At 57.0% G+C, this 2,021-nt stretch carries 2 protein-coding genes; both read right to left on the reverse strand.

Translation table 11 applies throughout. The features are described 5' to 3' along the window. Nucleotides 1–76: 76 nt before the first annotated feature. Nucleotides 77–1,009: a DNA-binding protein WhiA gene (gene whiA / locus lacNas_RS04185; RefSeq protein ID WP_201332166.1), complete on the reverse strand. Its 933-nt coding sequence runs from the start codon at nucleotides 1,007–1,009 to the stop codon at nucleotides 77–79. A gap of 7 nt (nucleotides 1,010–1,016) precedes the next feature. Beyond that, nucleotides 1,017–2,021 (reverse strand): gluconeogenesis factor YvcK family protein (locus lacNas_RS04190; RefSeq protein ID WP_201346626.1); only part of this gene is annotated, 1,005 nt, incomplete at its 5' end.

The raw sequence follows: 2,021 nt of genomic DNA on the forward strand, positions 1-2,021 counted from the left end.
CAAATAAGCTTGCCGCATTTTAAAAGCCAGACGACTAAGTCGTCTGGCTTTTTGTTTTGTCTTTAATTTTAGCTGATCAGCGCAGGTTTTCGGCGATCTCATGCAGCTTTTTCAAACGGTGGTTGACGCCGGACTTGGAAATCGGGCCGTCAGGAACCTGCTGGGCCAGCTCCTTGAGCGACAATTCCGGATGCTGCAGGCGGAAGCGGGCCAGGCTGGCCAGCTTCTCTGGCAGGGATTCCAGCCCCTGCTTCTGCTCAATCAGCTCGATGTCTTCCACCTGCTTGGCCGCCGCGCTGGCCGTCTTGCGCAGGTTGGCCGTGTCGCAGTTGACCAAGCGGTTGACGGAATTGCGCATGTCGCGCATGATCCGCAAATCCTCAAAGGCCAGCATGGCGTTGACGGCTCCGACCACATGCAGAAAGTCGCCAATCTTCTCGGCTTCTTTCAAATAGACGATGCAGCCGCTGCGGCGGGCGGTCACTTTGGCATTGAGGTCGAAATACTTGTTCATGATTTCCTGCAAGTCCCGGCAGTGGTTGGCATAAGTGCAGTAGATTTCCAGGTGGTAGCGGCTGGTCTCGGGATTGTTGACGCTGCCGCTGGCCAGAAAAGCCCCGCGCAGATAAGACATCGACCGCTGCTCGGAATGCTTGATCTTGTCCGGCACGCCCGTGATAAAGCCTTTTTCTGGCGAATAGATCTCCAGATCGGCCATGATCTCGCTCACCATCTGGGCCACTCTGACCAGGTACTGGTGGTTCTTCTTCAGTTTCATTTTCCGCGTGACGATCAGCTGCGGCTCAAAGCCGTAGGCGGTTTTGATCAGGGAGAAAATCCGCCGGGCAATCGCCGGGTTTTCCGTCACGATATCCAGGCTCATCTGCCCGTCGTGCCGGCTCAAGACCGCGTTCATCCGCAGGAAAGCCGCCAGTTCCGCCTTGGCGTGCTCCGGATGGACTTCGATTGAAGTCAGCTCTTTTTTGACATCACTGGCATAGCTTGCCATTAACTTCCTACTTTCTCTTAAACATTTCCTGCAAGGCCAGGTCGATGATTTCCCGGGCAACCTTGTCGCCGTCGTGGAAGACCAGGCCGCTGCGCTGGTCGATGAAATCATCCGTGATTACCCGGCAGTTCTGCGCCTGCAGGCCGGCAAAATCATTGGTGACCGGCTTCAGGTATTCGTCGTAATCTTCTGGATGGAACTTGGTCATGTCGATCTGGGCGCCGTTGACCAAGGCCGTGTCGATATAGTTGCCGCCCAGGTGCGTGTTGATGATGCGGACGTGGTCGGCATCGCTGAGCCCTACCGTTTCCCCGGCCTGGGTCATGATATTGCAGACATAGACGACCTCAGCCTTGGTCTCGCGAATGGCCTGGCCAACGTTCGGGATCATCAGGTTCGGCAAGATCGAGGTGAACAGGGACCCTGGCCCCAGCACGATCGCATCCGCCTGCATGATGGCGTCAACCATCGGGCTCGGGGCCGCCGGCTCGCCGTCATCGGCCGTCACCCAGACTCGCTTGATCTGCCGGTGCTGGCTGGTGATCTCCACTTCCCCCTTGCTGACCGTGCCATCCATGAACTCCGCGTTCAAAGTCAAGGGCTCGTTGGCCGAAGGATAAACGTGGCCGTCAATTTTCATCATAGCCGACAGGGTCTGCACCGCGTCAAAAATGTTGCCCTGCATCTCGCTTAAGGCGGCGATGATCAAATTGCCGATCGCGTGCCCGGAGAAAAAAGAATCCTTGGAGTCAAACCGGTACTGGAAGATCTTCTTTTCTTCTTCCGGCAGGTCGCTCAAAGACGCCAGAACGTTCCGGATGTCGCCCGGGGGCACGACGTTGATGTAGTTTCTGATGACTCCAGAGGAGCCGCCGTCATCTGAGACGGTCACGATCGCCGTGATCTCCGCGTCCTGCTTTTTCAAGGCGTTCAGGATCACGGGCAAGCCGGTGCCGCCGCCGATAACGACCACCCGGGGCCGCCGGCGCTTGATGATGCGAATGATTTTGTT

It is taken from the genome of Lactobacillus nasalidis (assembly GCF_016587775.1).
GTDB classification, from domain to species: Bacteria; Bacillota; Bacilli; order Lactobacillales; family Lactobacillaceae; genus Lactobacillus; species Lactobacillus nasalidis.